This window comes from Amycolatopsis sp. AA4, from assembly GCF_002796545.1.
GTDB lineage: Bacteria > Actinomycetota > Actinomycetes > Mycobacteriales > Pseudonocardiaceae > Amycolatopsis.
The window spans coordinates 1,942,080-1,967,458 of sequence record NZ_CP024894.1 but is presented as its reverse complement, the minus strand read 5'-3'; the positions used below and the strand labels follow the sequence as shown (position 1 = coordinate 1,967,458).

The window sequence follows — 25,379 nt, the reverse complement described above, 5'->3', positions numbered from 1 at the left end:
CAGCTGAATACGGAAAGTGCGGCGAGGGCTATGGAAATCTGGGTCATCGTGGTGATCGCGGTCGCGGCCGTGATCCTGCTGTTCGGGCTCCTGCGGATCCTCTACAAAGTGGCGGAGCCGAACGAGGCGCTCATCATCTCCGGCTGGGGCGTCCGGGTCGAGCGCACCGAGACCGCCGACAGCCTCGGGTTCAAGATCGTCACCGGCCGCGGCGTGAACGTGCTGCCCGGCTTCCAGACCGCGCGCAGGCTGTCGCTGGACACCCGAGGGGTGAACCTGCAGGTCTCGTGCGTGACGAAACAGGGTCTGCCGGTCACCGTGCGCGCGGTCGTGATCTACAAGGTCGGCGACGATTTCGCCTCGATCGCGAACGCCGCCCGCCGGTTCCTCGACCAGCAGAAGGGCATGAACGACACCATCCACGAGCTGTTCTCCGGCCATCTGCGGTCGATCGTGGGCGGGCTGACCATCGAGGAGATGATCCACAACCGCGACGCGCTGACCGGCGAGGTCCGCCAGTCGTCGGCGACCGAGATGATCAAGCTCGGGCTGATCGTGGACTCGCTGCAGATCCAGGAGATCGACGACGAGTCCGGCTACATCGTCAACCTCGGCAAACCGCACGCGGCCGCGATCGCCGCCGCGGCGCGGATCGCCGAGGCGCAGCGCGACCAGGAGGCCACCGAGGCCGAGCAGGTCGCCGCCGCGCGCAAGGCGGGCGCGATCCGGGAAAGCCAGATCCAGCAGGCCGGGTACCAGGCCGAGGTGGACCAGGCCAAGGCGAAGGCGAGCCAGTCCGGTCCGCTGGCCGAGGCGACCGCGCGCCAGGAGGTCGTGGTCCAGGAGACCAGGGCCGCCGAACTCGAGGCGGCGCTGTCCGAGCAGCGGCTGCAGTCGCAGGTCCGCAAACCGGCCGACGCGAAGGCGTACGAAACGCGTACGACCGCCGACGCGGAACGCGACGCGCAAATCGCCCGCGCGCAAGCACAGGCGAAGGAAACCGAGCTGCGGGCGGGCGCGGACGCGACCCGGGTCAAGACCGCGGCGGAGGCCGAAGCGCAGGCCACGAAGGCCCGCGCGGAAGCCAGCGCGAGCGCGACGAAGGCCACGGGTGAGGCCGAAGCGGCGGCCGCCAAGGCGAAGGGGCTCGCGGACGCGGAAGCGGCTAAGGCCAAGGGTCTGGCCGAAGCCGAGGCGGCGAAGGCGAAGGGGCTCGCCGAAGCCGAGTCGATCAAGGCGCGCGCGGCTGCACTGGCGGAGAACCAGGAGGCTGTGGTAGCACAACAGCTGGCCGAGCGCTGGCCGGAGATCGTCGAAGCCGGCGCGCAGGCCTTCGGCAATGTCGACCACATGGTGGTCCTGAACGGCGCGGACGGGATGTCGGACATGTTCACCAAGGCGCTCTCCCTCGGCGGCACGGGCCTCGGCCTCGCCCGCCAGCTGATGGACGCCATGGGCAGCCCCAAGCAGTCCGGCGCCGACGGCGGCCTCGCCCCTCGCGAGGACTGATGAGCTTCTTCACGGACGGTCCTCGCGAGCGACCCCTGTTCCCGGTCCGGGAACGGGAGCTGTTCGGCTACGAGGGCCGTCCGTGGACCGGCCCGCCCGCCGACCACATCGTGCCCGCGCTGGTGCCGTGGCCGACGCCGCTGGGCCGGTCCGAGCGCACCATCGTGGCGCTGCGCGCGGTCGAGGTGTGGCCGGAGGCGATGACGCTGCGGATCGCGGTGTACTCGCGCGACCGGATGGACGGCGCGCCGCTGATCGGCCACCGGCGCATCCCGGACTACAACTCGCTGCTGGTCGGCGTGCTGTTCCCGGACGGCGGACGGGCCAGTTCCGAAACCGTTTCGGTGCCGAGCGCGGGCGAACCGCACGAACCGGTGCTGCGCGTCGAGGAAGGCAGCGGGTCGGAATTCCACTACGAGCATCCGGTCTTCGTGTGGCCGCTGCCCAGCGCCGGTCCGCTGAAGGTGATCGTGCAGTGGCTCGACCGCGAGATCCCGGAAACGCACACCAAACTCGACGGCGGACGCCTGCGCGCCGCGGCGCTCGAAGCCGGCGAACTGTGGCCCGGGCTGCCGAAGCGGCCGGGCAACGGCGTCGCGATGCGGCAGATCGCCGCCGAGGTGACCGAAACCAGAGGCCCCGGGTTGCCGCAGCGGCAGCCGCGCCGTGCCCCGGGCGAGTGAAATCCCGGGGAATTAGCGCCCGCGAAACATTGCGGCCGTCCGCCGGTCACACCCGAGTAGTGTCGTGACATTCGCCCTCGACCTTCGCACTCGACGCCGGATGTTGGATGGTGGACCATGGCTCCTGCCCCGCTCAGCTCGCTCGATGTCGCTTTTCTGTGCCTCTCCAGGGAAACCGCGCCGATGCAGATGGGCGCGGCCCTGGTTTTCGCGCCGGAGGAGCCGGTCGATCCGGACCGGCTGACCGCGCTGCTCGCGCGTCGGGCGGCGACTGTCGCGCCGCTGCGCCGGAAAATCCGCGCCGGGCTCTTCCCGCCCGGCTCCGCGACGTGGGTGGACGACCCGGATTTCCAGGCAGTGAAACATCTTCGCCAGCACCGCCTGACCACGCTGTACGACCCGGACCCGCTGCCGGAGTTCGCGGCGAGGTGGATCGCCGAACCGCTCGACCCGCACCGTCCACTGTGGGAACTCACTGTGGTGACCGGATTCGCGGACGGCAGCTTCGCGATTTTGCTCAAACTGCACCACGCGCTCACCGACGGCGCGGGCGCGTACGCCGTCGCGGCGGGACTCCTCGACGGATTGCCGGTCCCGCAGCCCGCGCCGAGGATCCCGCGGCCGCGTTCGCCGCTGAGCGCGGTGCGGGACACGTTGGAAACAGCGGGAATCGCGTCGTCGGTGGTCCGGGCGGCGCGTCCGCCGTGCCTTCCGCTGGCGGCGCCCGCCTCCGCCGAACGACGCCTCGGTTTCGCCCGGCTGGACTCGGCTGACCTTCGCCGGATCCGGCGAACGCACGGCGGCACCACGAACGACGTGGTGCTCGGGGTCCTTTCCGGCGCCTTGCGCGAATGGCTGGTCAACCGCGGCATCCGCGCGACGGGACGGTCGGTGCGCGCGCTGATTCCCGTGAGCGTGCGCGGGAGGGCGGCCGAGCAATGGGGCGGGAACAAGCTTTCCGGCTATTTGTGCGATCTGCCGATCGGAGTGGACGATCCGGTGCGGCGGCTGACCGAAGTGCGCGCGGCGATGGCGCGCAACAAGGCGGCCGGTCCTTCTCGCGGGGCAGGGGCGTTTCCGCTGCTGGCTGACCGGATGCCCGCTGCGCTGCATCGGCTCGGGACGCGGACCGCGGGGTTGGCCGCGCCGCTGTTGTTCGATCTGGTGGTGACGACGGTGCCGCTGCCACCCGCTCGCTACGCGCTCGACGGTGCGCCGCTCGCGGAGGTGTACCCGTTCGTGCCGCTCGCCCCGCACCAGGCGGTGGGCATCGCGGTCGCGCACTACCGCGACAGTGTCCACATCGGACTGCAGGCGAACGCGGAGGCGGTGGCGGACCTCGGGTCGCTGCGGGACGCGGTGGCCAAGTCGGCGGCCGAGCTGCTGGCCGCCTCGTGAGCGCCGGTGCCTGGCCGGCGCGCACGAGGCGGGAAGATCAGCCGCGCAGCATCTCCGCGACCAGGAAGGCCAGTTCCAGCGACTGCTGGGTGTTGAGCCGGGGGTCGCAGGCGGTCTCGTAGCGGCCGGAGAGGTCGACGTCGGAGATTTCCTGGGCCCCGCCGAGGCATTCGGTGACGTCCTCGCCGGTCAGCTCGACGTGGATGCCGCCGGGGTAGGTGCCGAGCTTGCGGTGCACCTCGAAGAAGCCCTGGACCTCGTCGACGATGCGGTCGAAGTGCCGGGTCTTGTAGCCGGTGGACGATTCGTGCGTGTTGCCGTGCATCGGGTCGCACTGCCAGATGACCTTGTGCCCGGACGCTTCGACCTTCTCCACGATCGCCGGCAGCACCTCGCGGACCTTGCCGTTGCCCATCCGGGAGATCAGCGTGAGCCGGCCGGGTTCGCTGCGCGGGTCGAGCCGCTCGACGTATTCCAGCGCTTGCTCGGGCGTGGTCGTCGGGCCGATCTTGAGCCCGATCGGGTTCGACAGCAGTTCGGCGAACGCGATGTGCGCGCCGTCGAGCTGCCGGGTGCGCTCGCCGATCCACAGGAAGTGCGAGGACAGGTTGTACAGCTTCGGGTTGGCCGCGTCGGCCTGGTCCAGCCGCAGCATCGCGCGCTCGTAGTCGAGCAGCAGCGCCTCGTGGCTGGCGAAGATCTCGGTGTACTGCAGCGAGGAGTCGGTGACGCCGCAGGCGTTCATGAACCGCAGGCCGCGGTCGATCTCGGCGGCGAGCGCCTCGTACCGCTCCCCCGCGGGCGACGAGGACACGAAGTCCTTGTTCCAGTCGTGCACCTGGTGCAGGTCGGCCATGCCCGCGCCGGTGAGCGCGCGGACCAGGTTCATCGCCGCGCCCGCGTTCGCGTAGGCGCGGATCATCCGGCCCGGGTCCGGCACCCGCAGCTCCGGCTTGGCGACGAGCGAGTTGATGATGTCGCCGCGGTAGACGGGCAGCCCGAGCGCGTCGGTGCCGGACGAGCGCGGCTTCGCGTACTGGCCCGCGATCCGGCCGACCTTCACCACCGGCAGGCTGGCCCCGTAGGTGAGCACGACGGCCATCTGCAGCAGCGTGCGCAGATTCGCCCGGATGTGCGGTTCGGTGTTGGACTCGAACGTCTCCGCACAGTCGCCGCCCTGCAGCAGGAACGCCTCCCCGCGGGCCACCATGGCGAGCCGGTTCTTCAGCCGGTCGATCTCGGCGGGCACGGTGATCGGCGGCACGCTCTCCAGCACGCCGCGCACCCGCTTGGCCAGCGCGGCGTCCGGCCACTCCGGCTGCTGCGCGGCGGGCAGCGACAAGGCGGTGTCGAGGCGGTCCCGCAGCTCAGGAGGCAGCGGCGGCAGCTCGGGGAGAGTGTCTACGGGAACGTCGACTGTCCAGTTCACGCGTCTCAGGATAGGGTCTGCCGCCTTCGCCCGGACCGGTGGGCGGCGAGGGTCACGCGTCCGGGGCGTCTTGGCGGTAGAGCGCCCCGAACCGGTCGGCCACGTCGAGGAGACCTGCGAGTTCGCCGGTGTCCATGGCGGGGACGATGACGGACCAGTGGTCGAGGCCGACCGCTTCGGCGAGGATCCGGCGGCGTTCGTCCGGCGGGGCGGCGGCGGAGATTTCGACCAGGAGCCGGGCGCGGTCCTCGGCGGATTCGACCAGCCGGGCTTGGGCGAGTGCGCGGGGCAGGTCGTGCCGGGCGAGTTCCGGCAGGAACGCGAGGGTGAGCCGTTCGCGCTCCGGATCGTCTTCGACGCGCTCGAGGACGGCTTCGGCCTGGTCCAGATGCCCGGCCGCGGCCAGACCGCGCACGAGCGTCCGCTGGACTCGGACCACGTCGCGCTCGTCCAGATATCCGCACAGCTCGAGAGCGACGGCGGCCTCGCCGCGGGCCGCCAGGTCCTCCATGGCGTCCTCGATCGCCGAATCGAGCCGGGCCTCCTCCGGATGGGCGGCCACCAGCTCGACGAGTTCGGCGGGTTCGCCCGCGGCGGCCAGCATCACGACGGCCGAGCGCGACTCGTTCCAGCCGAGCCGCCAGTCCGGTGGGGTCTCCTTCACGCGGCTCCGGACGTACTCGGCGATCCGGGCCAGCGCGGCGCGGTCGCCCTCGGCCCGAAGGCGCCGGGCGAGCAGGATCACGGGTTCCCGCATCGCCGACCAGAAATCGACGCCCCGGATCAGCTTTTCGGCGATCCGCGGGTCTCCTCTTTCGGCGAGAAGGCTCGCCACCGATTTGATCTCGGTCAGCCCCTGCAGGTCCGACTGCACCAGAGGAGCGAGCAGTTCGGCCCGGCGCACATCCCCGGCCGCGACGACGGTTTTGCTCAACGCGCTGATCGCCGCCGCCGCGCGCGGGTCGTCCACCGGACGGCGGGTCACCGATTCCGCCCGCTCCGCCGCCTGGCGCGCGCGGGCGAAGTCCCCCACCGACAGCAGCGCTTCCGCCAGGACCACGAACCGCTGCGCTTCGGCTTCCAGTTCGAAGGACGACCGGCGGGCGGCCGGGTACCGGAGGGTCCAATGGAAGGCTTGGTCGGCCTCGCCCGCGGCCACGAGCGCCTGAACGAACCGGGTGGTCGCCGTGCGCCGGGCGAACGGGTTGGTCATCGATTCCAGCACCGCGGGAATGTCCGCCAGCCTGCCCGTCTCGGCCAGGAATTCGATCAGGAGCGGCACGACCGTGTGCTCGCGCTCCCCTTCGGGGAACCTCGCGACGACAACTCCGGCCGGGTCTTCCGACGCGGCCAATTCGGCCGTGACGTCGAGGCGGAACAGCACTCTGGTGACCCCGCGCTCCTGCGCGAGCGCGCGAGCCCGGTCGACTTCTCCGCGCCGGACGAGCCGCTCCGCTATCTCCGAGAACGCTCTGTCGCGGCTCAGGTCGCGACTCACGGCAGCGGCCAGTTCGACGGCCACGTCCAACTCGTCGACCGCCGCCACTGCCAGTTCGACGAGCGTCCGATCCCGGACGTCGTCCCGGGAAATTTCCCGCGCCAGGCGCCCGGCCCGGGAGAAGTCCGGTTCGGCGACGGCGGCGATGCGACGACGTTGATCCGCGCTGACCCGGTCGGCGATCCGCGCGGCGGCCCCCGGTTCCCCGCGGCGCACCAGAGCCACAGCGGTCTCGGCGAGCAGGGCGTCGCACAGCTCCGGGTCAAGCTCGTCCTCGGCCAACTGCTCGGCTCGCTCCGGCTGTCCGGCGCGGACCAGCTCTTCGGAAAGCTCGAGCAGAGCTTGCCTGCGCGACCGGGGATCGGTCATGGCCTGCGCCAGCGCCACGGCGTGGTCGAACTGCCCCAGCGCGGCCCACACCGCGGGCAGGCGGACCGGCGTGATCTTGTTGCGGTCGCGGAAATTGTCCCGGTACGTGTCGAGCGTGATCAGGCGGAGGAGGTCCGGTTCGGCGGAGGCGAGCAGTGCCGCACGGGCGGCGTCCAGCTCTCCCATCGCGGCCAGATCGCCGCCGGAGACGTCCAGCAGGCGTTCGTGTCTCGCCGGGTCTCCGGCAAGGTCTACCAGCGTGGCTACGTCGCCGCTTTCCTGGACCAGCCGGAAGTAGCCGCGCAGGAGGAATTGCGGGGTGTCCGGCGGCCAGCCCGCCGACCGGTACTCGGCGGCCCACTCGTCGATCGCCTCGCGGTACCGAGAAAGTTCGGCCCCGAAGGCTTCGACAGCCTCGCGGTGCAGATTCTCGTGTCCCAGCAGGAAAACCGCCGGGGCCTCGCGGGGCCGCCAATGCGCCGGGCGGCGGGTGAACGACCGGCTGGCCACGCTGTTCAGGACCCGTTCGACGTCGCGCGGGCGGCGCTGAGTCAGCTGCGCCAGGTCGTCGCTGCTGAGTCCGCCGCGAGCCGCGACCAGAAAGCCCAGCAGGTCCTCTTGGTCTTGGAGCAGCGCGTCGAGTTCGCGCTCCATGTCGGCCTTCGCCGCGACCGCCGCGGGCGACGGGGCCAGGGAGCGCTCGATGCCGGGAGCGCGCAGAGGATGGTCAGAGCGCACATCCGGCGGGACGTCGGGATTGAGGCGGCTCGCGACGATCACGCGGAGGCCGTGCTCGGGGAACGGCAGCAGCGCGGCGATGCTGTGGCCGCCGGAGCTGGCGCCGCGGTCCTCGTCCAGGCCGTCGACGACCAGCACCAGGCGCTCGCCGCGGTTCCGGCAGTGTGCGGCGGCTTCGGAGAAGACCGCGTTGAGGTTTCGGGCTTCGGGATCCTTCGCTGTCTCAAGGATTTCCGCCAGCTGCTCCTGGACGACGTCTACGAAGGCCTCGCGGGTGTCGTCGCCGAGCGAACGCGCAGTGACGAAGAACGACACCACTCGCACCCCGTCGGGCGGCGAGAGCACGAACGAGGCCATCAGGGCGGACTTGCCGGTCCAGGGAGCCGCGCGCCACCACACGTACGCGGGGGCGTCGTCCGGGGCGGTGCAGAAGCGGGTCAGTTCGGCGAGTTCCGACTCGCGGCCGATGAGGTGTTCCGGGGCGACCTGGCGGACCCATTGCCGGTAGCGGGACCGGGCGGGCGGAGCCGCGTGCACGACGACCGAATCGGCGTGGCCCACCTGCACGAGCTTGCCCGTGACCGGGCCCAGGACCTGGTTCGTGATCCGCTCGTCCACCTGGAGACCCCCTCCGACAGCTCAGCTTCTCACGAAACGGGCCCCGGCGCGCCGTTGCGCCGGGGCCCGAGCCAGGGGGGATCACACCACCGCGAGCGGCAATGCGGTCGGGTGCACCGGAGCGGGAAGGTCCGAAGCACCGGTCAGGAACGTGTCCACCGCCGCCGCCACCGAGCGGCCTTCCGCGATGGCCCACACGACCAGCGACGCGCCGCGGTGGGCGTCGCCGCAGACGAAGACTCCGGGGGTTTCCGTCTGCCAGTCCGAGCCGCACGACAGGGTGCCGCGGCGGGTCAGCGTGAGGTCCAGGCCTTCCAGCAGCGGCATTTCCTCGACGCCTTCGAAACCGATCGCCAGCAGGACCAGGTCCGCGGGCAGGGTTTCGATCTCGTCGTTCACCGGGATGACCTCGCGGCGGCCGGTTTCCGGGTCCTTCTGCACGCGGACCTGCTGCAGTTCCACGGCTTTGACGTGCCCGGCGCCGTCGTCGACGAAGCGCTTGACCGCGACCGCGAACTTCCGCTCGCCCGCTTCCTCGTGCGCCGGGTAGGTGCGGAGGATGTACGGCCAGGTCGGCCACGGCGAACGCTCGTCGTCGCGGGTTTCCGGCGGCGTCGGGTACTGGTCGAGCTGGGTGACCGACAGCGCGCCCTGCCGGGTGGCCGTGCCGTAGGAGTCCGCGCCGGTGTCGCCGCCGCCGATGATCACGACGTGCTTGCCGTTCGCGTCGACCGGGGACGGGCCGTCGCCCTCCACGAACTTGTTGGCGGGCACCAGGTGTTCCATCGCCAGGTGGATGCCGTCGAGCGAACGGCCCGGCGTGGTGCGGTCGTCCCGCCCGCGCAGCGCGCCCACGGCGAGCACGACCGCGTCGTACTGCTCGCGCAGGTCCTCCACCGACAGGTCGACGCCGACCTCGCAGCCGGTGACGAACTTCGTGCCTTCCTTGCGCAGCTGCGCCAGGCGCCGGTCGAGGACCTTCTTCTCCATCTTGAACTCGGGAATGCCGTACCGCAGCAGGCCGCCGAGCCGGTCGTCCCGTTCGAAGACGGTGACCTCGTGGCCCGCGCGGGTCAGCTGCTGCGCCGCGGCCAGCCCGGCCGGACCGGAGCCGACGACGGCCACCTTGCGGCCCGACGACACCTCGGACACCTGCGGCTGCACGTATCCGGCTTCCCACGACTGCGCCGCGATCGTCTCCTCGACGCGCTTGATCGCGACCGGCCCGCCGGACAGCGGCGAGATCGACAGCACGCAGCCCGCCTCGCACGGCGCCGGGCACAGCTTCCCGGTGAATTCCGGGAAATTGTTGGTGGCGTGCAAGCGATCGCTGGCCGCCGCCCAGTCGCCGCGGCGAACGAGGTCGTTCCATTCCGGGATCAGGTTGCCCAGCGGACAGCCGGAACCGCCGGAGTGGCAGAACGGGATGCCGCAGTCCATGCACCGTGACGCCTGCGTGCGCACCTGCTCGTTGCGCTCCTCCGGCGGCACGTCCGCGTAGACCTCGCCCCACGAGGAAAGCCTTTCCTCGTAAGACTTCTTCTTCGGTTCCTGCCGTTCGTACTTGAGAAAACCGGTGGGGTCAGCCACGAGCCGCCTCCATGATCGCTTCGTCGACGTCGCGGCCGGCGGCGCGCGCCGCCTTCGCCGCATCGAGGACCCGCTGGTAGTCGCGCGGCATCACCTTGGTGAACGCCGCCGCGCGCCGGGTCCAGTCGCCCAGGAGCGACGCGGCCACGGCCGAGCGGGTGAGGTCGTGGTGCTTCTGCACGATCTGCTTGAGCCAGGCCAGGTCCTCCGCGGACGGCGGAAGCAGGTCCACCATGTCCTGGTTGACCTTCGCCCGGTCCAGATCGAGCACGTACGCGCTGCCGCCGGACATCCCGGCCGCCAGGTTCCGCCCGGTCGGGCCGAGCACCACCGCCCGGCCGCCGGTCATGTACTCGAACGCGTGGTCGCCCACGCCCTCGGCCACGACCGTCGCGCCGGAGTTGCGGACGCAGAACCGCTCGCCGACCTGCCCGCGCAGGAACATCTCGCCGGACGTCGCGCCGTAGGCCAGCGTGTTGCCCGCGATCGTCTGCTGTTCGGCGGCGAAGCTCGCGTCCGGATGCGGGCGGACCACGATCCGGCCGCCGGACAGGCCCTTGCCGACGTAGTCGTTGGCGTCGCCGACCATGTCCAGCGTGATGCCGCGCGGCAGGAACGCGCCGAGCGACTGCCCGGCCGAACCGGTGAGCCGCACGTGGATCGTGCCGTCCGGCAGGCCCTCCCCGCCGTAGCGGCGGGTGATCTCCGAGCCGAGCAGGGTGCCGACGGTCCGGTTCACGTTGCGCACCGGCAGTTCCAGGCGCACCGGATGCGCGTCCTCCAGCGCCGCCTCGGCGAGCTGGATGAGCGTGCGGTCGAGCGCGTGTTCCAGGCCGTGGTCCTGTTCGCGCACGCGCCGCTTCGCGCCGCCGTACGGCGTTTCGGCGGGCATCTCGAACACCGGGCCGAGGTCGAGCCCGGAGGCCTTCCAGTGCTGCACGGCCTCGTCGGTGTCGAGCATCTCGGCGTGCCCGATCGCCTCGTCGAGTGTCCGGAATCCCAGCTGTGCCAGGGTTTCCCGCACTTCCTCGGCGACGAACTCGAAGTACCGCACCACGTGGTCGGCCTGTCCGGTGTAGCGCTTGCGCAGCTCCGGACTTTGCGTGGCGACGCCGACCGGGCACGTGTCGAGGTGGCAGACGCGCATCATGATGCAGCCCGCGACCACCAGCGGCGCGGTCGCGAAGCCGTACTCCTCGGCGCCGAGCAGCGCCGCGACCACGACGTCGCGGCCGGTCTTCATCGCCCCGTCCACCTGCACCGTGATCCGGTCGCGCAAACCGTTGAGCAGCAACGTCTGCTGCGTTTCGGCGAGCCCGATCTCCCACGGCGTCCCGGCGTGCTTGAGCGAGTTCATCGGCGACGCGCCGGTTCCGCCGTCGTGGCCGGAAATCAGCACGACGTCCGCGTGCGCCTTGGACACGCCCGCCGCGACCGTGCCGACGCCCAGCGAGGACACCAGCTTCACGTGGATGCGGGCCTTCTCGTTGGCGTTCTTGAGGTCGTGGATCAGCTGCGCCAGGTCCTCAATGGAATAGATGTCGTGGTGCGGCGGCGGGGAAATCAGCCCGACGCCCGGCGTCGAATGCCGCGTGCGCGCGATCCACGGGTACACCTTGTTCGGCGGCAGCTGCCCGCCCTCGCCCGGCTTCGCGCCCTGCGCCATCTTGATCTGGATGTCGTCCGCGTTGACGAGATACTCGCTGGTGACGCCGAACCGTCCGCTGGCGACCTGCTTGATCGCGCTGCGCCGCTGCGGGTCGTACAGCCGCTCCGGGTCCTCGCCGCCCTCGCCGGTGTTGGACCGGCCGCCGATGCGGTTCATCGCGATGGCGAGCGTTTCGTGCGCCTCGGCCGAAATCGAGCCGTACGACATCGCCCCGGTGTTGAACCGGCGCAGGATCGCCGACGCGGGCTCGACCTCGTCCAGCGGGATCGGCTCGCGCGTGCCTTCGCGGAACTTGAACAGCCCGCGCAGCGTGCCGCCCTCGCGGTAGAGCCGGTGCACCTCTTCGGTGTACTTGCGGTACACCTCGTCGCGCCCGGTCTTCGACGCGTGCTGCAGCAGGAACACCGTCTCCGGCGTGAACAGGTGCAGCTCGCCCTCGCGGCGGTACGCGTACTCGCCGCCGGTCTCGAGTCCGCGATGGACCCGGTCGGTCGGGTTGTCCGGGTACGCCCGGCGGTGCCGCACCGCGACCTCTTCGGCGAGCACGTCCAGCCCGACGCCGCCGAGCTTCGACGACGTTCCGGTGAAGTACTCGTCGAGCAGTTCCTGGCTCAGGCCAAGGGCTTCGAACACCTGCGCCGCGGTGTACGCGCCGACCGTCGAGATGCCCATTTTGGACATGATCTTCAGGACGCCCTTGACGAGCGCCTGCACGTAGCTGCGGACCGCCTTCGCCGGCTCGATGCCGGTGATCGCGCCCTGGCTGATCATGTCTTCGATGGTTTCGAAGGCCAGGTACGGGTTCACCGCCGCCGCGCCGTAGCCCAGCAGCAGCGCGATGTGGTGCACCTCGCGGGCGTCGCCGGTCTCCACGACCAGCGCCACGCGCAGCCGTTCCTTGGTGCGCACCAGATGGTGGTGCACCGCGGAAACCAGCAGCAGCGACGGGATCGGCGCCATCCGGTGGTCGGAATCGCGGTCGGACAGCACGAGCGTGCGCGCGCCAGCGGCGATCGCCTCGGACGCGTCGCGGCGCACTCGTTCGAGCGCCGCCGCCAGCGCGTCCGCCCCGCCGTCCACTTCGTACAGTCCGGAAAGGACGCTGCAGGCGAAACCGGGCAGGTCGCCGTCGTCGTTGATGTGGATGAGCTTGGCCAGCTCGTCGTTGTCGATCACCGGGTACGGCAGGTTCAGGTGCCGGCACGACGCGGGCCCGGGCGCGAGCAGATTGCGCTCCGGCCCCATGATCCGGCTCATCGACGTGACCAGCTCTTCGCGGATCGCGTCCAGCGGCGGGTTGGTCACCTGCGCGAAGTTCTGCTTGAAATAGTCGTACAGCAGCCGGGACCGCTTGGACAGCACGGCGACCGGGGTGTCCGACCCCATCGACCCGATCGGCTCGGCCCCGTTGGCGGCCATCGGCGCGAGCAGGATCTTCAGTTCTTCTTCGGTGTAGCCGAAAGCGAGCTGGCGGCGCAGCACCGAATCGTGGCTCTGCACCACGTGGTCGCGGTCGGGCAGCTCGGCGATCTTGAGCAGCCCGGCGTGCAGCCAGTCGCTGTACTGCTGTTTGCGCGCCAGCGCGGACTTGACCTCTTCGTCGTCCACGATCCGGCCCGCGGCGGTGTCCACGAGGAACATCCGGCCCGGCTGCAGCCTGCCCTTCGCGACGACGTTTTCCGGTGCCACGTCGAGGACTCCGGCCTCGCTGGCCAGCACCACGCGGTCGTCCGCGGTGCGCCACCAGCGCGCCGGGCGCAGGCCGTTGCGGTCGAGCACCGCGCCGACGAGCGTGCCGTCGGTGAAGGTGACACAAGCCGGACCGTCCCACGGCTCCATCAGGCTGGCGTGGAACTGGTAGAAAGCCCGCCGTTCCGGGTCCATCGAGGTGTGGTTCTCCCACGCCTCCGGGATCATCATCAGCACCGCGTGCGGCAGCGAACGGCCCGCGAGGTGGAGCAGCTCCAGCACCTCGTCGAAGGACGCCGAGTCCGACGCGTCGGCCGAGCAGATCGGGTACAGCCGCGAAAGATCGCCGGGGAGCACGTCGGATTCGAGCAGCGCCTCGCGGGCGCGCATGCGGTTGCGGTTGCCGCGGATCGTGTTGATCTCGCCGTTGTGCGCCACGAACCGGAACGGGTGCGCGAGCGGCCACGACGGGAAAGTGTTGGTGGAGAACCGGGAGTGCACGAGCGCGATCGCGCTGGTGAGCCGGGAATCGCGCAGGTCGGGGAAGAACCGCGGCAGCTGCTCGGGCGTGAGCATGCCTTTGTAGACGATCGTGCGCGCGGACAGCGACGGGAAGTACGTGCCGCAGCCGGAAGCGAGGCTTTCGTGCTCGACGCGCTTGCGCAGGCAGAACGCCAGCCGGTCCAGCTCCAGGCCGGTTTCGCCGTGCGGGGACGACACGAACAGCATCGAGAACCGCGGCATCACCGAACGCGCGGTGGGGCCGATTTCCGCGCCCTCGGTGTCCACCGGGACCTCGCGCCAGCCGAGGACGGTGAGCCCTTCTTCGGCCGCGATCCGTTCGGTGAGCCCGACCGCCTTGCGGCGCTGCTCGTCGTCGGAGGGCAGGAACGCGATCCCGGCGGCGTACGCACCGGCCGCGGGCAGCGGGAAACCCGCCTCGGCGCGGAGCAGTTCGTCGGGCAGCTGCAGCAGGATCCCGGCGCCGTCGCCGCTCGTCGGCTCGGCCCCCGCGGCTCCGCGGTGGTCGAGATTCGTGAGCGCGGCGAGACCGTCGGTGACGATGCCGTGCGTGCGGCGGCCCTGGACGTCGGCGACCATGGCGACGCCGCAGGAATCCTGCTCGGTGTCCGGGTCGTACAGACCCTGCTTGCCGGGGATGGCGGAGAAGATCATGGAAAAGGGACCTCCTTCGTCGTTTCGTGCGGTGGCCGGCGAACCGGCCGCGGGGAGCGCACGGGACGACGATGGCCCGCTTGTTAGCGCGACTTTAACACCTGGGAAACACCCCAGCAGCGCCTCGGAGCTCCCCGAACGGGGAAGAACGGTAACGATCCGGCAGCGTGGAACGACGTAGTTCCAGATGGGTTCCCGATGCTTCGGTCCACGAAGCATAAGCCCGGAAGCGGCCCCGCGCACCCGCCACGTGACGAAGTCGATGCGCCCGCTTCGTCCCCTTCGCCCGATCCTCCCAGGTAATCGCACGAATTTCCGGGAACCGCCCACACTCGGTGATCGTCGGTTGCCATAGTGTTCGGCAACCAACAGCTCCCGGGGAGGGCGGTTTCTTTCATGTCCGGCATAAAAGTCGACGTCGAGACGATGAACCAGTACGCCGAGGTGCTCGACAGCCTCCACGAGAAGATCAGCAAGATCAACGACTACATGCGCTCCACCGCGTGCGACACGTCCGGGTTCACCGGCCTGTTCGTGGTGCTGCAGCCGGTGGTGCAGCTGGTCGCGAACCTCTACGGCGGAACGCTCGACTTCGGACACTCGCGGCTGACCTCGCTGTCGGAGGGGGTCAAGCAGGCGGCGCAGGCCTACGCGCACCACGACGCGAATTCCGCGCAGCTGCTGCAGCAGTTCATCGACCAGTTCGACGGCATCGACTCCGGCCGCGGCGCGGCCTGATGCGCACCACACGGTTCTGACGAGGGGGAACAGACATGGCACGGCACGGCGGCGGAGGGCACGGCGGCGGCCACCACTCCGGGGGCACGGGGACGACGCATCCGCCGTCCCGTCCGGGCGGCAACCAGCCGCATCCCGGCAACCAGCCGCATCCGGGAAACACCCAGCCGCACCCGGGAAACCAGCCGCCTCCGGGCGGTCAGCAGCCCACGCATCCGGGCGGAAACCAGCATCCCGGCGCCGGCGGGGACGGACGCCGTCCTTCCGGGGGCGGCGACCAGACGCATCCGAGCGGCACCGGGGGAACCGGCGGCAACTCCGGCAACTCGGGCGACGACAACGGCAACGGCAGGCACCGCGGGCAGCAGGGCGACGACAACGGTCAGTCCACTGGCGACGGACACGGCCGGGACGGTCGGGACGGTCGGGACGGTCGCGATGGCCGGGACGGTCGCGATGGTCGCGACGGCCGGGATGGCCGCGACGGCCAGGACGGCGGCGAAGAAGGCGGCGACGGGCGAGGGCGCGGCGAGAGCGGCTCCGGCAGCGAAGGCGGCGACGGGGGCGGCGAAGGCGGCACCGGCAGCGAGGGCGGCGAAGGCGGCGGCAACGGCGGCGAGGGCAGCACCGGCGGTTCGGGCGGAGACCCGGGCGGCGGCGGTTCGGGCGGGGAGCCCGGCGGCGTCCCGGGCGGCACCGGCGACTTCGACCGCGGCGATTCGATCGTCGAACTGCTGCAGCCGCCGGAAGACACGTCCGGCGAGGACGTCCAGGCGCTGGTGAAGGACGCCGGCGTCGAGGTGATGGCCGTCGAGTGGGTGTACCAGAAATTCACCGGCACCACGCTCACCCAGCAGTTCATCGAACCACTCACCGGCGATTTCTCGAAGATGTCGGCCGACGCCGAGGCGTGGCGCAACATCTCCGAGGCGATGAAGGCGTTCTCCGAGGTGATGGTCGCCAACGAGAAGACCGTCAGCGAATCCTGGCACGGCATGGCTTCCTTGGAGCACAAGGCTTACGTGCAGGCCGGATGGCGGGCGGGGCTCGCCGCCGAGGCCGGGATCGCGTCGCTGATCGCCAAGGGCTTCGACCTGCTGTCGGACACGTCGAAGAAGCTCGCGGCCAAGGCGCTCGACCTGCTGAAGAGCCTGATCGACCGGCTGCTGGTGATGGCCGCCGAGGCGTGTATTCCGATCGCGGGCTGGGTCGCGGACGCGATCACCGCGCTGTCCGAGCTGCTCCCGCTGATCAACGCCCTGATCTCGATCATCGACATGATCAAGGACATCATCACGCGGGTCCAGGAGATCTGGAACTCGATCAAGGACATCGGGTCGCAGCTGCAGAAGATCAAGGACGTCGGCAGCATCGGCGATCTCGTCGACATCGCGAAGAACATCGGCGGCGACGTCGGCGACATCAAGGACAACGCCAAGGGCATCGGCCAGGACGCGAAGGACGCGGTCGAGGCGGGCAAGGAAGGCGTCAAGGGCGCGCGCGAGGCGCACGAGGAGAACCGCCGCTCGCGCGAGTCCGGCGAGGACGAGGGCGACCGCACTTCGGGCGACCACGGCGACCGCCGCGCCGGCGAGGACGGCGACCGGTCGCCGGGGTCGGGCGAACGCGGGCAGAACCAGCGGTCCGAACCGGACGGTCCGCAGCATCAGCCTCCGCAGAACCAGCAGAACCACCAGCCCCCGCAGCAGCCGAACCACCCGCCGGCGCAGCCGAACCACCCGCCCGCGAACCATCCGCCGTCCCACCCCCCGTCCCATCCGCCCCGTCGCTCGGCGAGCGGCCGGATCCACGGCCGCATCGACTAAGGAGGAACTGCCGAGATGTCCCAGCCCGTCACCGCGGACGATTCGTGGAAGACGCCGGAGCTGCGGGAGGCCGAGGCCGCACTCGACCGGGCGGTCCGCAAATCCCAGCAGCTGCTCAAGGACCTGGAGAAGATCAAGCTCCGCCCGCTGCCCAAAACCGACACCCCGGAACGGATCGAGGCGATCAAGCGGGCCGCCTCGCGTCCGGACGCTCCCGCGCAGCTGCGGCTGATCAAGCGGAAGGTCGACGCGGGCGAGTTCTCGTGGGAGGACGTCGCCGCGGGCCGGGCCTTCGCCGACCCCGACGTCCGCGCGCTCGCCGACGAGAAGCTCAGCGAGGCCAAGGACATCCTCGAGGAGCTGGAGGAGGGCCAGAGCCCCGAGGAAATCCTCGAGGCGCGCACCGGCGGCGCCGGGAACCCGTTGTCGGGCACCGGACGCGCGACGTATCCGGACACGCCGGACCGGCCCGCCGGGTTCTCCGCCGAGGACCCGCTGGCGAGCAGCGCCCGGCCGCAGCCGCCCGTCCCGCCGCACGCTCCGGAGCCCGGCGAGTACACGAACGACAATCCGCTCGCGGACCGGACGCCGCCTCCGCCGCCCGCTCCGCCGAAGGAGGAACTGCCCGCACCGCCGGCTCCTCCTGCTCCGCCGCGGCATCGCGCCCCGGAACCGGAGCCGGAGGACGATTTCGCCAACCCGCTCGCCGACCGCGGCGACCGCCCGAAGCGGTCCGCGCCCCAGCCGCCGCCGTCGCCGGGCCGCCGCGCCCGGCGCCAGGACTCCGGCGATGACGACGACTACTTCGGCGGCTCGTTCCTCGGCTGAACCCGCTCCGCACTCACAGAAGTCCGCCGCACGAAAGAGGTCCCCGCCCAACCCGGGCGGGGACCTCTTTTCAGCTCTGCGCCTAAGACTTCTCGGACTTGCCGTTCTCGCCCGACGCGGAGGAAGACCCAGCGTCCACAGTGTCCTCCGCCGCGGCGTCCTTCTCGTCCGGCTCAGCGGGCTTCTCCCCCGCGTCGTCCGAAGTGGACTCGACCGCGGCGGCCGGTTCGTCTCCCTTGCTGCGCAACGTCTCCGGGGCCTCGCGCGGACCGCGTTTGGCCGCGAGGACGAAGTACGCCATCGCGCCGACGAACAGCAGGATCGAGGTCCACACGTTGACCCGCAGGCCGAGGATGTGGTTGGCGGTGTCGGTGCGCATCAGCTCGATCCAGCAGCGGCCGACGGTGTAGCCCGCGACGTACAGCGCGAACGCGCGGCCGTGGCCGAGCTTGAACTTGCGGTCCGCCCACACCACGAGGAGCGCGATGAGCAGGTTCCAGATCAGCTCGTACAGGAACGTCGGGTGCACCGGGCTCTCCGGCAGCGGGATGTGCCCGGTCGCGACGCCGCCGAGGGCGTCCGGGGTCCCGGTCTCCGGGTTGATGCGCTGGTAGATCTCCAGGCCCCACGGCAGGTCGGTGTGCGCGCCGTACAGCTCCTGGTTGAAGTAGTTGCCGAGCCGCCCGATCGCCTGCGCGACGATGATGCCGGGCGCGATCGCGTCGGCCATCGCGGGCAGCGGGATGCCCCGGCGGCGGCAGGCGATCAGCGCGCCGACGGCGCCGAGCGCGACCGCGCCCCAGATGCCGAGCCCGCCGTCCCAGATGGCGAACGCGTTCCAGGGGTTCTTGCCCTCGGTGAAGTACAGCTCGGGGTCGGTGATCACGTGGTAGAGCCGGCCGCCGACCAGGCCGAACGGCACCGCGAACACCGCGACGTCGAGCACCGTGCCCTTGGTGCCGCCCCGGGCCTCCCAGCGCCGCTCGCCCCACCAGATCGCGACGATGATGCCGGCGATGATGCAGAGCGCGTACGCCCGGATCGGGATCGGGCCCAGGTGCCAGACGCCTTGGTCGGGGCTCGGGATCGTGGCCAGGAATGCTGCGGAGTACACGCGGCCACCGTAGCGCGTCGGGCCCCGGTCGTGGTCCCGGTGCCGCGGAACCCTGAGTCAAGTCCCGGTCACAGCCCGGTCACGGCCGTCCCCGGTCAGCCCGGATACTCCAGGTCGGAGGCCGCCGCGAGGTACCCGGCGAGCAGCGCGTCCGCGACCTGGCCGACCGCGGAGTCCTCGGGCAGGAACGTTTCGCCGTGCAGGCTCGGCGCGCCCGCGGTCTCGCCGAGGCCGACGAAAAGCATCAATCCGCGGACGCCGTCGCCGCAGTAATGCGCGAAATCGTCCGCGCCGAAAGACCGGAAATCGACATCCACGTCCGCTCCGCCGCGTTCGAGCCAGATCCTCGCGGCGGCGGCCAGCGCCGGGTCGTTGACCAGGACGGGCTCGCACGGGCTGATCCGGAGGTCGGCGGTGCAGCCGTAGGCGCGGGCGGTGGCGTGCACGATCTCGTCGAGCGCCTCCAGCGCACGTTCGCGGTCGCTCGCGCGCATCAGCCGCAGGGAACCGAACGCGGACGCGGTGTTCGGCACGACGTTCGCCGCCGTCCCCGCGGCCAGCCGGCCGATCGTGCAGACCGCGCCGTGCATCGGGTCGATCCGGCGGCTCGCGACCTGCTGGAGGCTCACCACTAGCTGACTGATCGCCAGCACTGGGTCGCGCAGAAGATGCGGATATCCGGCGTGCCCGCCCAGTCCGTGCAGCACGATTTCGAACTCGTCGGTGGACGCGTTCACCGGCCCCGGCGCGGCCGAGACCACGCCGTACGCCAGCCGCGGCTGGACGTGCGCGCCGATCACCGTGTCGATGCCGCGCTCTTCCAGAATGCCCGATTCGACCAGGTCGAGCGCTCCGGACGGCGACGTCTCCTCGCGCGGCTGCAGGATCGCGTACAGCGGACGCGGGAGTTCGACCCGCCGCGCGGCCCGGCAGACCGCGGTCAGCGCGGCGAGGTGGACGTCGTGGCCGCAGGCGTGCATCAGCCCCGTCTTCGCGGCCCATTCGACGCCGGTGCGCTCGACTACCGGAAGCGCGTCGAGTTCGGCGCGCAGAGCGACCGCTGGCCCCGGGTGCGGAGCGGCGATCTCGATCAGCCGCCCGGTCTTCGCGACCCGCTCGCCCTCGCCCAGCGCGGCGGCCACGACCCGGGCGGTGTCGTCCTCGTCGCCGGACCCGCGCGGGTCGGCGTGAATCCGGTGGCGCAGTTCGACCGCGGCGGGCAGTTCCTCGGCCAACGCGGCGCGCCAGGCCTCGACCAGGTCGTTCATTTCCGCTCCAGCCGGTAGATCCGGGCCGCGTTCTCGTGGCCGGCCAAGTGGGCCAGCCGGACGGCGTCCACTTCGGACAGCGCGTCGGCCGCGAGGGCGGCGCGCAGGAAGTCGGACAGTCCTTGCCGGAACAGCGCGGTGCCCAGGTGATACAGCTCGGCGAGGCCGAACGCGTCGGTGGAGAAAAGGAGTTTCCCGAACGGGGCCAGCTCCAGCGTCTCGGCCAGGATCGCGGGCGCGCGGAAGCCCGCGTTGTGGGTGATGAGGCCGACGTCGACGAAGACGTGCTCGAAAACCTGCGCGAGATAGGCGGCGTTGCGGTGGAACGGGTAGTTGTGCAACAGCAGGATCGGGACGCCCGTGTCGCGGGTCGCACGCAGCAAACCGGTGAGCCGCAAGGGATCGCAGCGGTGGAGGTCGACGTCGGAATCACCGTAGCCGACGTGGAATTGCACCGGCAGCCGCCGGTCGATGCCCGCCCAGATCAGGTGCCGGTGCAGCACTTCGTCGGCCAGCCGGACCGGTTCGCCCGCCTCGATCCGCCTCAGCCACCGCCCGGCCGCGGCTTCGACCTCGTGCGGAGCCGGACGTTCCCCGGACAGTTCCAGCCCGACCCGGTAGGCCGCGATCGACTTCACGCCCACCGCGGTGGTGGTGCGACGGTCAAGCTCAGCGGCGAAGTCATCGGCGAACCCGGCCGCGCTGGTCCCGCCGATGACGTCTTCGGCGACCTGCTCCAACCGGACGATGTCGTGCGCGCGGGCGTCGGCCAGCTCGGCGAATTCTTTCGTGGTGGTGAGGGATTCGGGCAGGAAACCGCCGTCCAGCAAGTAATCCGTGCTGCCGGTGCCGCGGAGGAAGCGCCGGTTGACCTCCGCCGCGCCCAGCTCGGCACGCCGCGCGAGATAGTCGTCAGCCGGGGCGTGCTTCGGCAGGTCGAGCACCGGCGCACAGCGTTCGCGCACGGACAGGCCGATGAGCGAATCGAACAACGACGTCCCGAGCGGCGACACGGTGTCCGCCTCGGTCAGCATCCGCTCGAACCCGTCGCGGTCGACGCCGCCGGTCCGCACGCCGTGGCAGTGATGGTCGACCAATGGCAGGTCTGCGACGAAATCCAGCAGATCGGTCATGCGTCTCCTTCAGCGAGCCTCTCCCCCACCCTACGGGCGAACCGGGGCGCCGAGGCGACCACGCCGACCGCCAGCACCAGCACCCCGCCCGCCACGACGGGGAACCACCGAGCCGGGCCCTCGGTCGGATATGGCACCACGTTGACGTAGACGGTGTAGCCGAGCAGGACCAGCGCGGCGATGGGGAACGCCAAATGCCACCACGGCACGCGCATTCGCCGTCGCACGAACAGGAGCAGGATCGCGCCCAGTGTGGTGAGCAGGTAGATCACCAACAGGATCAAGGTTCCGATCGAGCCCGCCCAGGCGAAGGTGTCGTCCGCGGTGGCACCGAAGAACACCGCGCACAGCAAGATGATCAGCGCGGCCGCGAGTGCGACCGCCGTGACGGCCACGGCGGGGGTGCCTTTGGCGGAGATCCGGCCGATGCCGCGGCCGTCGAAGGCGTCGCGGCCGAGGGCGAACAGCAGGCGCGAGCCACCGACGACGCAGGCCAGGCAGCAGCCGAACGCGCTGATCGCGGCACCCGCACTGATGACGTCGCCGACCCAGGGGCCGACGAAACGGCTCCCCAGATCGCCCAGCAGCGAAGGGGAATCGTGGAACGCGGTGGCGTTGCCGCCGAACGCCATCATCTCGACGGCTGTCACCAGGACAAAGTAGGCGCCGCCGAAGATGGCCGTGCCGAGGATCGCGCGCGGGATGTTGCGGCGCGGGTCGTGGGTTTCCTCGCCGAGCGTCGCGGCGGCTTCGAAACCGGCGAACGACAAGAACCCGAACACCGCGCCGAGGAAGACGCCGGAGACTCCGGTGTCCGGCACGAAAACCTGCGGCGTGAACCGGCCGCTGGGGGCGTCGCCCGCGATCAGCCGGACCAGGATGACCACGGTGACCAGCAGGATGAGCGCGATGGTCGCGCCCTCGACGGCGAGCAACGTGCTGGTGCCGCGGCGAGCCGGGGCGACCGCGAGCAGCCAGCTCCCGAGCAACGCGACCGCGGTCAGCACGAACGGTCCCCACGACGGCGGATGCGGCCAGATCCCGACCTGGGTCAGGAACGCCGTCCCCAGCACGCCCGCGGCGGAACTGGTGACCACGGCGTAGAAGGTGTACGTGCCGAGGAGCCCGATCCCGGACACCACGCCCGCGCGCGGGCCGAGGGTCGCGCCGACGAAGGCGTAGACCGAACCGGCGTGCTGGTAGTGACGGCAAAGCTGGACGAAGCCGTACGCGACCAGCAGCACTCCTGCCGCCGAAAGGAGGAATGCGAGCGGCACCGCGCGTCCGGCGGCCGCGGCGGTTTGCTGTGGATTGATGTTCGCGGCCATGCTGGGTGCCATGAGCGCGACGGACAGCCCGACGGCCTGCCAGACTGACAAAGTGCGCCGCAATTCGGGACGGTCTCCGGACACGGATGCGCTCCTTTCCCCGCGGAGTACACAGTGAACATCCGAGGCGGCGCGGACAACCAGCGCCGACTGGCTGAACCTCGTCCAGCAGCGAAGGAGCGCGCCTTGCCGTCCACCCCCGCAGGACTCGACCGCGACCGGCTCGCGGAACTCGGCGCGGCCGCCGCCGGACAGCTGGAGCAGGCGGGCGTCGAGCTGGTCGCGCTGAGCTTCGTGGACAACTCCGGGATCTCGCGGGTCAAAGCGGTGCCGGCGGCGAAGCTGGCGAGGGTCGCGGCGTGGGGCGTCGGCGCGTCCAACTCGTTCGACTTCTTTCTCGGCACCGACAGCATCGCGGACGGCGAGCACTCCCTCGGTCCCGTCGGCGACCTGCGGCTGCACCCCGACCTCGACGCGCTCACCGTCCTCGCCGCACAACCCGGCTGGGCGTGGGCCCCGGCGTGGCGGTACGACCAGGACGGGCAGCCGCATCCGCAGGACACGCGCGCGCTCGCCGCGACTGCCGTGGCACAGCTCGCCGACCGCGGGCTGACCGCGCGGATGGCGTTCGAGCTGGAGTGGATCGCGACCGACGCGGACGGCGTCCCGCTGCCCGGTCCGGCCTACGGATACTCCCGGCTGAGCGCGAACCACGAGTACTTGCGCGCCCTTGTGTCCACTTTGGACAAATCTGGCGTGGAGGTGGAGCAGATCCACCCGGAATACGCGGCGGGCCAGTTCGAGCTGTCGATCGCCGCGACCGACCTCGTGCGCGCGGCCGATTTGGCAGTACTGACAAGGGAAACCGTGCGAACGGTGACCGCCGCGCACGGTCTGCGCGCGTCGTTCACCCCGAAGTTCGAGCCCGGCGGTGTCGGCAATGGCGGACACGTGCACCTGAGCCTGTGGGACGGCGAACGGAACCTGTGCACGGGCGGGACCGGGGCGCTCGGACTCAGCACGACCGCGGAAGCCTTCGGCGCCGGGATTTTCCGCCGGTTGCCCGCGTTGCTGGCCATCGGCGCGCCGTCGGCGGTCAGCTATCTGCGGCTCGAACCGCACCACTGGGCGGGCGTGTTCACCGCGTGGGGACTGGAAAACCGCGAAGCCCCGCTGCGCCTGATCCGCGGCGCGGCCGGACAGCGCGACACGGCGGCGAATCTGGAGGTGAAGTGCTTCGACCTCACCGCGAACCCGTATCTGGTCGTGGCCGGCCTGCTTTTCGCCGGACAGGCGGGCATCGACGCCGAGGCGCGCCTGCCCGAGCCGGTCAGCGTGGATCCCGGCTCGCTCTCCCCCGCGGACGCCGCGGCGGCCGGCGTCGCCCGGTTGCCGGAGACGTTGTCGGATGCGGTCGACGCGTTCGAAGCCGACGAGGTGCTGCGGGCCGCGTTCGGACCCCAGCTGGCCACCACGTTGGCGGACGTCCGCCGCGCCGAGGTGGCCGAGCTGGGATCGCTGGCGCCGGCGGAGTTGTGCCGGGCAATGCGTTTCCTGCACTGAACCCGCTCAACGAAGCAAGGCCGCCACCCGGGACTGCAGTTCCGGCAGCATCGCGTACAGCTTGTCGCCCGGGCAGTCCGTGTTGTAGAAGTCGCGGTGTCCCTTGATTTCCTTCACCGGGATGCCGTACTGGCGGCACACGTACGCCACGAACACCACCAGCGAATCGAACTGCGCCTTCGGCGGGGCGACCTGCATGTAGGTGCCCTCGTTCTCGATGCCGATCGCGTTGTCGTTCTGGCCCGGGCAATGCGCCGCGCGGACGATCTTTTTCCCGCTGCGCAACGCGTCCAGGCTGCCGTGGCGGCCTTCGAGGCGGTAGCCGCCGCGGGAAACCGTGAAGTGCTGGCCGGTGTCGGACCAGCCGTTGTTGTCGATGTGGTCGTGCTGGTCGTCGCGCGCGACCTGGAACGCGTGCTCGAGCGAGTAGTCGGTGCTGTTGGGGCAGTCGATGTGGTGGATGAGCACGCGGTTGGCCGGATGGTCGAGCGTGGTGAGCGGATCAGCGGGCGGCCGCGCACCCCATTCGGCACAGCTGTAGACGCGGGGCGCGGCCGCGGCGTCCGCGAGGCCGGGCAGCACGAGCCCCGCCGCCGCGGCAGCGCTCACGCCGGCCGCCCCGCGCAGGAACGTCCTCCGGGGAACCTGTCCGATGTCGAAAGCCATGCGCCGCACTGTGCGCGGACGGCGTACACGATGCGTACAACTGGCCGCTCAACCGCGCAGATCCAGCTCCGCGGGGAACGGTTCGGCCAGCGTCAGCACGCCGCCCTCGCTTTTGGCGTGCGGCAGGTAGTCGCCGTCGGAAAGCACGTAGACCGTGGCGGCTTCCTGCTCCGGGTCGACGAGCAGGCAGTACGGGATGAGGGCTTCCGCGTAGAGGGCTTTCTTGAGAATCCGGTCCGGCACGCGGGCGGAGGGAGATTCGATCTCCGCGGCCAGCAGCACTTCGGACGCTGGGTACCAGGTCGTGGCCACGTCGGGGCACGTGACGATCACGAAGTCCGGGATCAGCAGCCGGTTTTCGCCGCAGCGGACCGCGACGCCGGGGAGCAGCGCAGTGCCTTTCGGCAAGGCTGGCACCACTGCGAGCTGCAATCGCTGGAGCCACTGCTGGTGCAGCGCTGTCGGAGCCGGACCCATCACCGATGGCCCCGCCGACTCCCTCGATCCGGTTGCCGAGGAGCTGTTCGTTCGGCAAGGCGAGCACTTCTG

General features: G+C 70.8%; 17 protein-coding genes. 7 read left to right on the top strand and 10 right to left on the bottom strand.

The genetic code is table 11. From position 1 onward, the window contains the following. Positions 1-30 precede the first annotated feature (30 nt). The 3 genes from CU254_RS09420 to CU254_RS09410 all read left to right on the top strand — a co-directional run bounded on the left by CU254_RS09420 (position 31) and on the right by CU254_RS09410 (position 3,590). The gene (locus CU254_RS09420; RefSeq protein ID WP_009075008.1) at positions 31-1,509 is read left to right on the top strand and encodes a flotillin family protein; all 1,479 of its coding nucleotides are present in this window, start codon (positions 31-33) and stop codon (positions 1,507-1,509) included. Next, complete coding sequence (locus CU254_RS09415; protein ID WP_009075006.1) at positions 1,509-2,192, top strand: hypothetical protein; 684 nt, start codon at positions 1,509-1,511, stop codon at positions 2,190-2,192. The genes CU254_RS09420 and CU254_RS09415 overlap by 1 nt, the downstream gene beginning before the upstream one ends. 117 nt (positions 2,193-2,309) lie before the next feature. Further along, complete coding sequence (locus tag CU254_RS09410) at positions 2,310-3,590, top strand: wax ester/triacylglycerol synthase domain-containing protein (RefSeq protein ID WP_009075003.1); 1,281 nt, start codon at positions 2,310-2,312, stop codon at positions 3,588-3,590. Between the two features lie 37 nt (positions 3,591-3,627). Here the strand turns inward: CU254_RS09410 and CU254_RS09405 are convergent, their stop codons facing one another. From CU254_RS09405 to gltB, 4 genes are all read right to left on the bottom strand, one after another. Next, positions 3,628-5,019, bottom strand: coding sequence for a class II 3-deoxy-7-phosphoheptulonate synthase (locus CU254_RS09405; RefSeq protein WP_009075001.1), 1,392 nt, complete (start codon positions 5,017-5,019; stop codon positions 3,628-3,630). 52 nt (positions 5,020-5,071) lie between these two features. Next, entirely contained in the window at positions 5,072-8,242 is a 3,171-nt protein-coding gene (locus tag CU254_RS09400; RefSeq protein ID WP_009075000.1) for a hypothetical protein, read from the bottom strand. 81 nt (positions 8,243-8,323) lie between these two features. Further along, a complete protein-coding gene (locus CU254_RS09395; RefSeq protein WP_009074998.1) occupies positions 8,324-9,832 on the bottom strand; it encodes a glutamate synthase subunit beta in 1,509 nt (502 codons plus the stop codon). Continuing rightward, positions 9,825-14,366: a glutamate synthase large subunit gene (gene gltB / locus CU254_RS09390; RefSeq protein WP_009074996.1), complete on the bottom strand. Its 4,542-nt coding sequence runs from the start codon at positions 14,364-14,366 to the stop codon at positions 9,825-9,827. The genes CU254_RS09395 and gltB overlap by 8 nt, the downstream gene beginning before the upstream one ends. 396 nt (positions 14,367-14,762) lie before the next feature. On the opposite strand from gltB, the gene CU254_RS09385 reads away from it, so the two are divergent. Genes CU254_RS09385 through CU254_RS09375 form a run of 3 tightly spaced genes read left to right on the top strand, consistent with a single transcriptional unit; the run spans position 14,763 to position 17,758 of the window. Next, positions 14,763-15,104 carry a hypothetical protein gene (locus CU254_RS09385; RefSeq protein ID WP_037713071.1) on the top strand — a complete coding sequence of 114 codons (342 nt, stop codon included), beginning with the start codon at positions 14,763-14,765 and terminating at the stop codon, positions 15,102-15,104. 35 nt (positions 15,105-15,139) lie between these two features. After that, positions 15,140-16,930 (top strand): hypothetical protein, encoded by a 1,791-nt coding sequence (locus CU254_RS09380; protein WP_009074992.1) that lies wholly within the window; start codon positions 15,140-15,142, stop codon positions 16,928-16,930. A gap of 15 nt (positions 16,931-16,945) precedes the next feature. After that, entirely contained in the window at positions 16,946-17,758 is an 813-nt protein-coding gene (locus CU254_RS09375; protein WP_009074990.1) for a hypothetical protein, read from the top strand. An 82-nt stretch (positions 17,759-17,840) separates the two neighbouring features. Here the strand turns inward: CU254_RS09375 and lgt are convergent, their stop codons facing one another. The 4 genes from lgt to CU254_RS09355 all read right to left on the bottom strand — a co-directional run bounded on the left by lgt (position 17,841) and on the right by CU254_RS09355 (position 22,685). Further along, positions 17,841-18,872: a prolipoprotein diacylglyceryl transferase gene (gene lgt, locus CU254_RS09370; RefSeq protein WP_009074988.1), complete on the bottom strand. Its 1,032-nt coding sequence runs from the start codon at positions 18,870-18,872 to the stop codon at positions 17,841-17,843. Between the two features lie 95 nt (positions 18,873-18,967). Next, the gene (locus tag CU254_RS09365) at positions 18,968-20,140 is read right to left on the bottom strand and encodes a M20 family metallopeptidase (RefSeq protein ID WP_009074987.1); all 1,173 of its coding nucleotides are present in this window, start codon (positions 20,138-20,140) and stop codon (positions 18,968-18,970) included. Beyond that, a complete protein-coding gene (locus tag CU254_RS09360) occupies positions 20,137-21,273 on the bottom strand; it encodes an amidohydrolase family protein (RefSeq protein ID WP_009074985.1) in 1,137 nt (378 codons plus the stop codon). Before CU254_RS09360 ends, CU254_RS09365 begins: the two co-directional genes overlap by 4 nt. Then, the gene (locus CU254_RS09355) at positions 21,270-22,685 is read right to left on the bottom strand and encodes an APC family permease (protein ID WP_009074983.1); all 1,416 of its coding nucleotides are present in this window, start codon (positions 22,683-22,685) and stop codon (positions 21,270-21,272) included. Before CU254_RS09355 ends, CU254_RS09360 begins: the two co-directional genes overlap by 4 nt. Positions 22,686-22,787: 102 nt before the next feature. Between CU254_RS09355 and CU254_RS09350 the strand changes: the two genes are divergently transcribed. Beyond that, the gene (locus CU254_RS09350) at positions 22,788-24,164 is read left to right on the top strand and encodes a glutamine synthetase family protein (RefSeq protein ID WP_037713068.1); all 1,377 of its coding nucleotides are present in this window, start codon (positions 22,788-22,790) and stop codon (positions 24,162-24,164) included. A 6-nt stretch (positions 24,165-24,170) separates the two neighbouring features. Here the strand turns inward: CU254_RS09350 and CU254_RS09345 are convergent, their stop codons facing one another. After that, positions 24,171-24,830 carry a peptidoglycan recognition family protein gene (locus CU254_RS09345; protein WP_037713067.1) on the bottom strand — a complete coding sequence of 220 codons (660 nt, stop codon included), beginning with the start codon at positions 24,828-24,830 and terminating at the stop codon, positions 24,171-24,173. Between the two features lie 48 nt (positions 24,831-24,878). Next, the gene (locus tag CU254_RS09340) at positions 24,879-25,307 is read right to left on the bottom strand and encodes a Uma2 family endonuclease (protein WP_100266741.1); all 429 of its coding nucleotides are present in this window, start codon (positions 25,305-25,307) and stop codon (positions 24,879-24,881) included. Between the last annotated feature and the right edge of the window lie 72 nt (positions 25,308-25,379).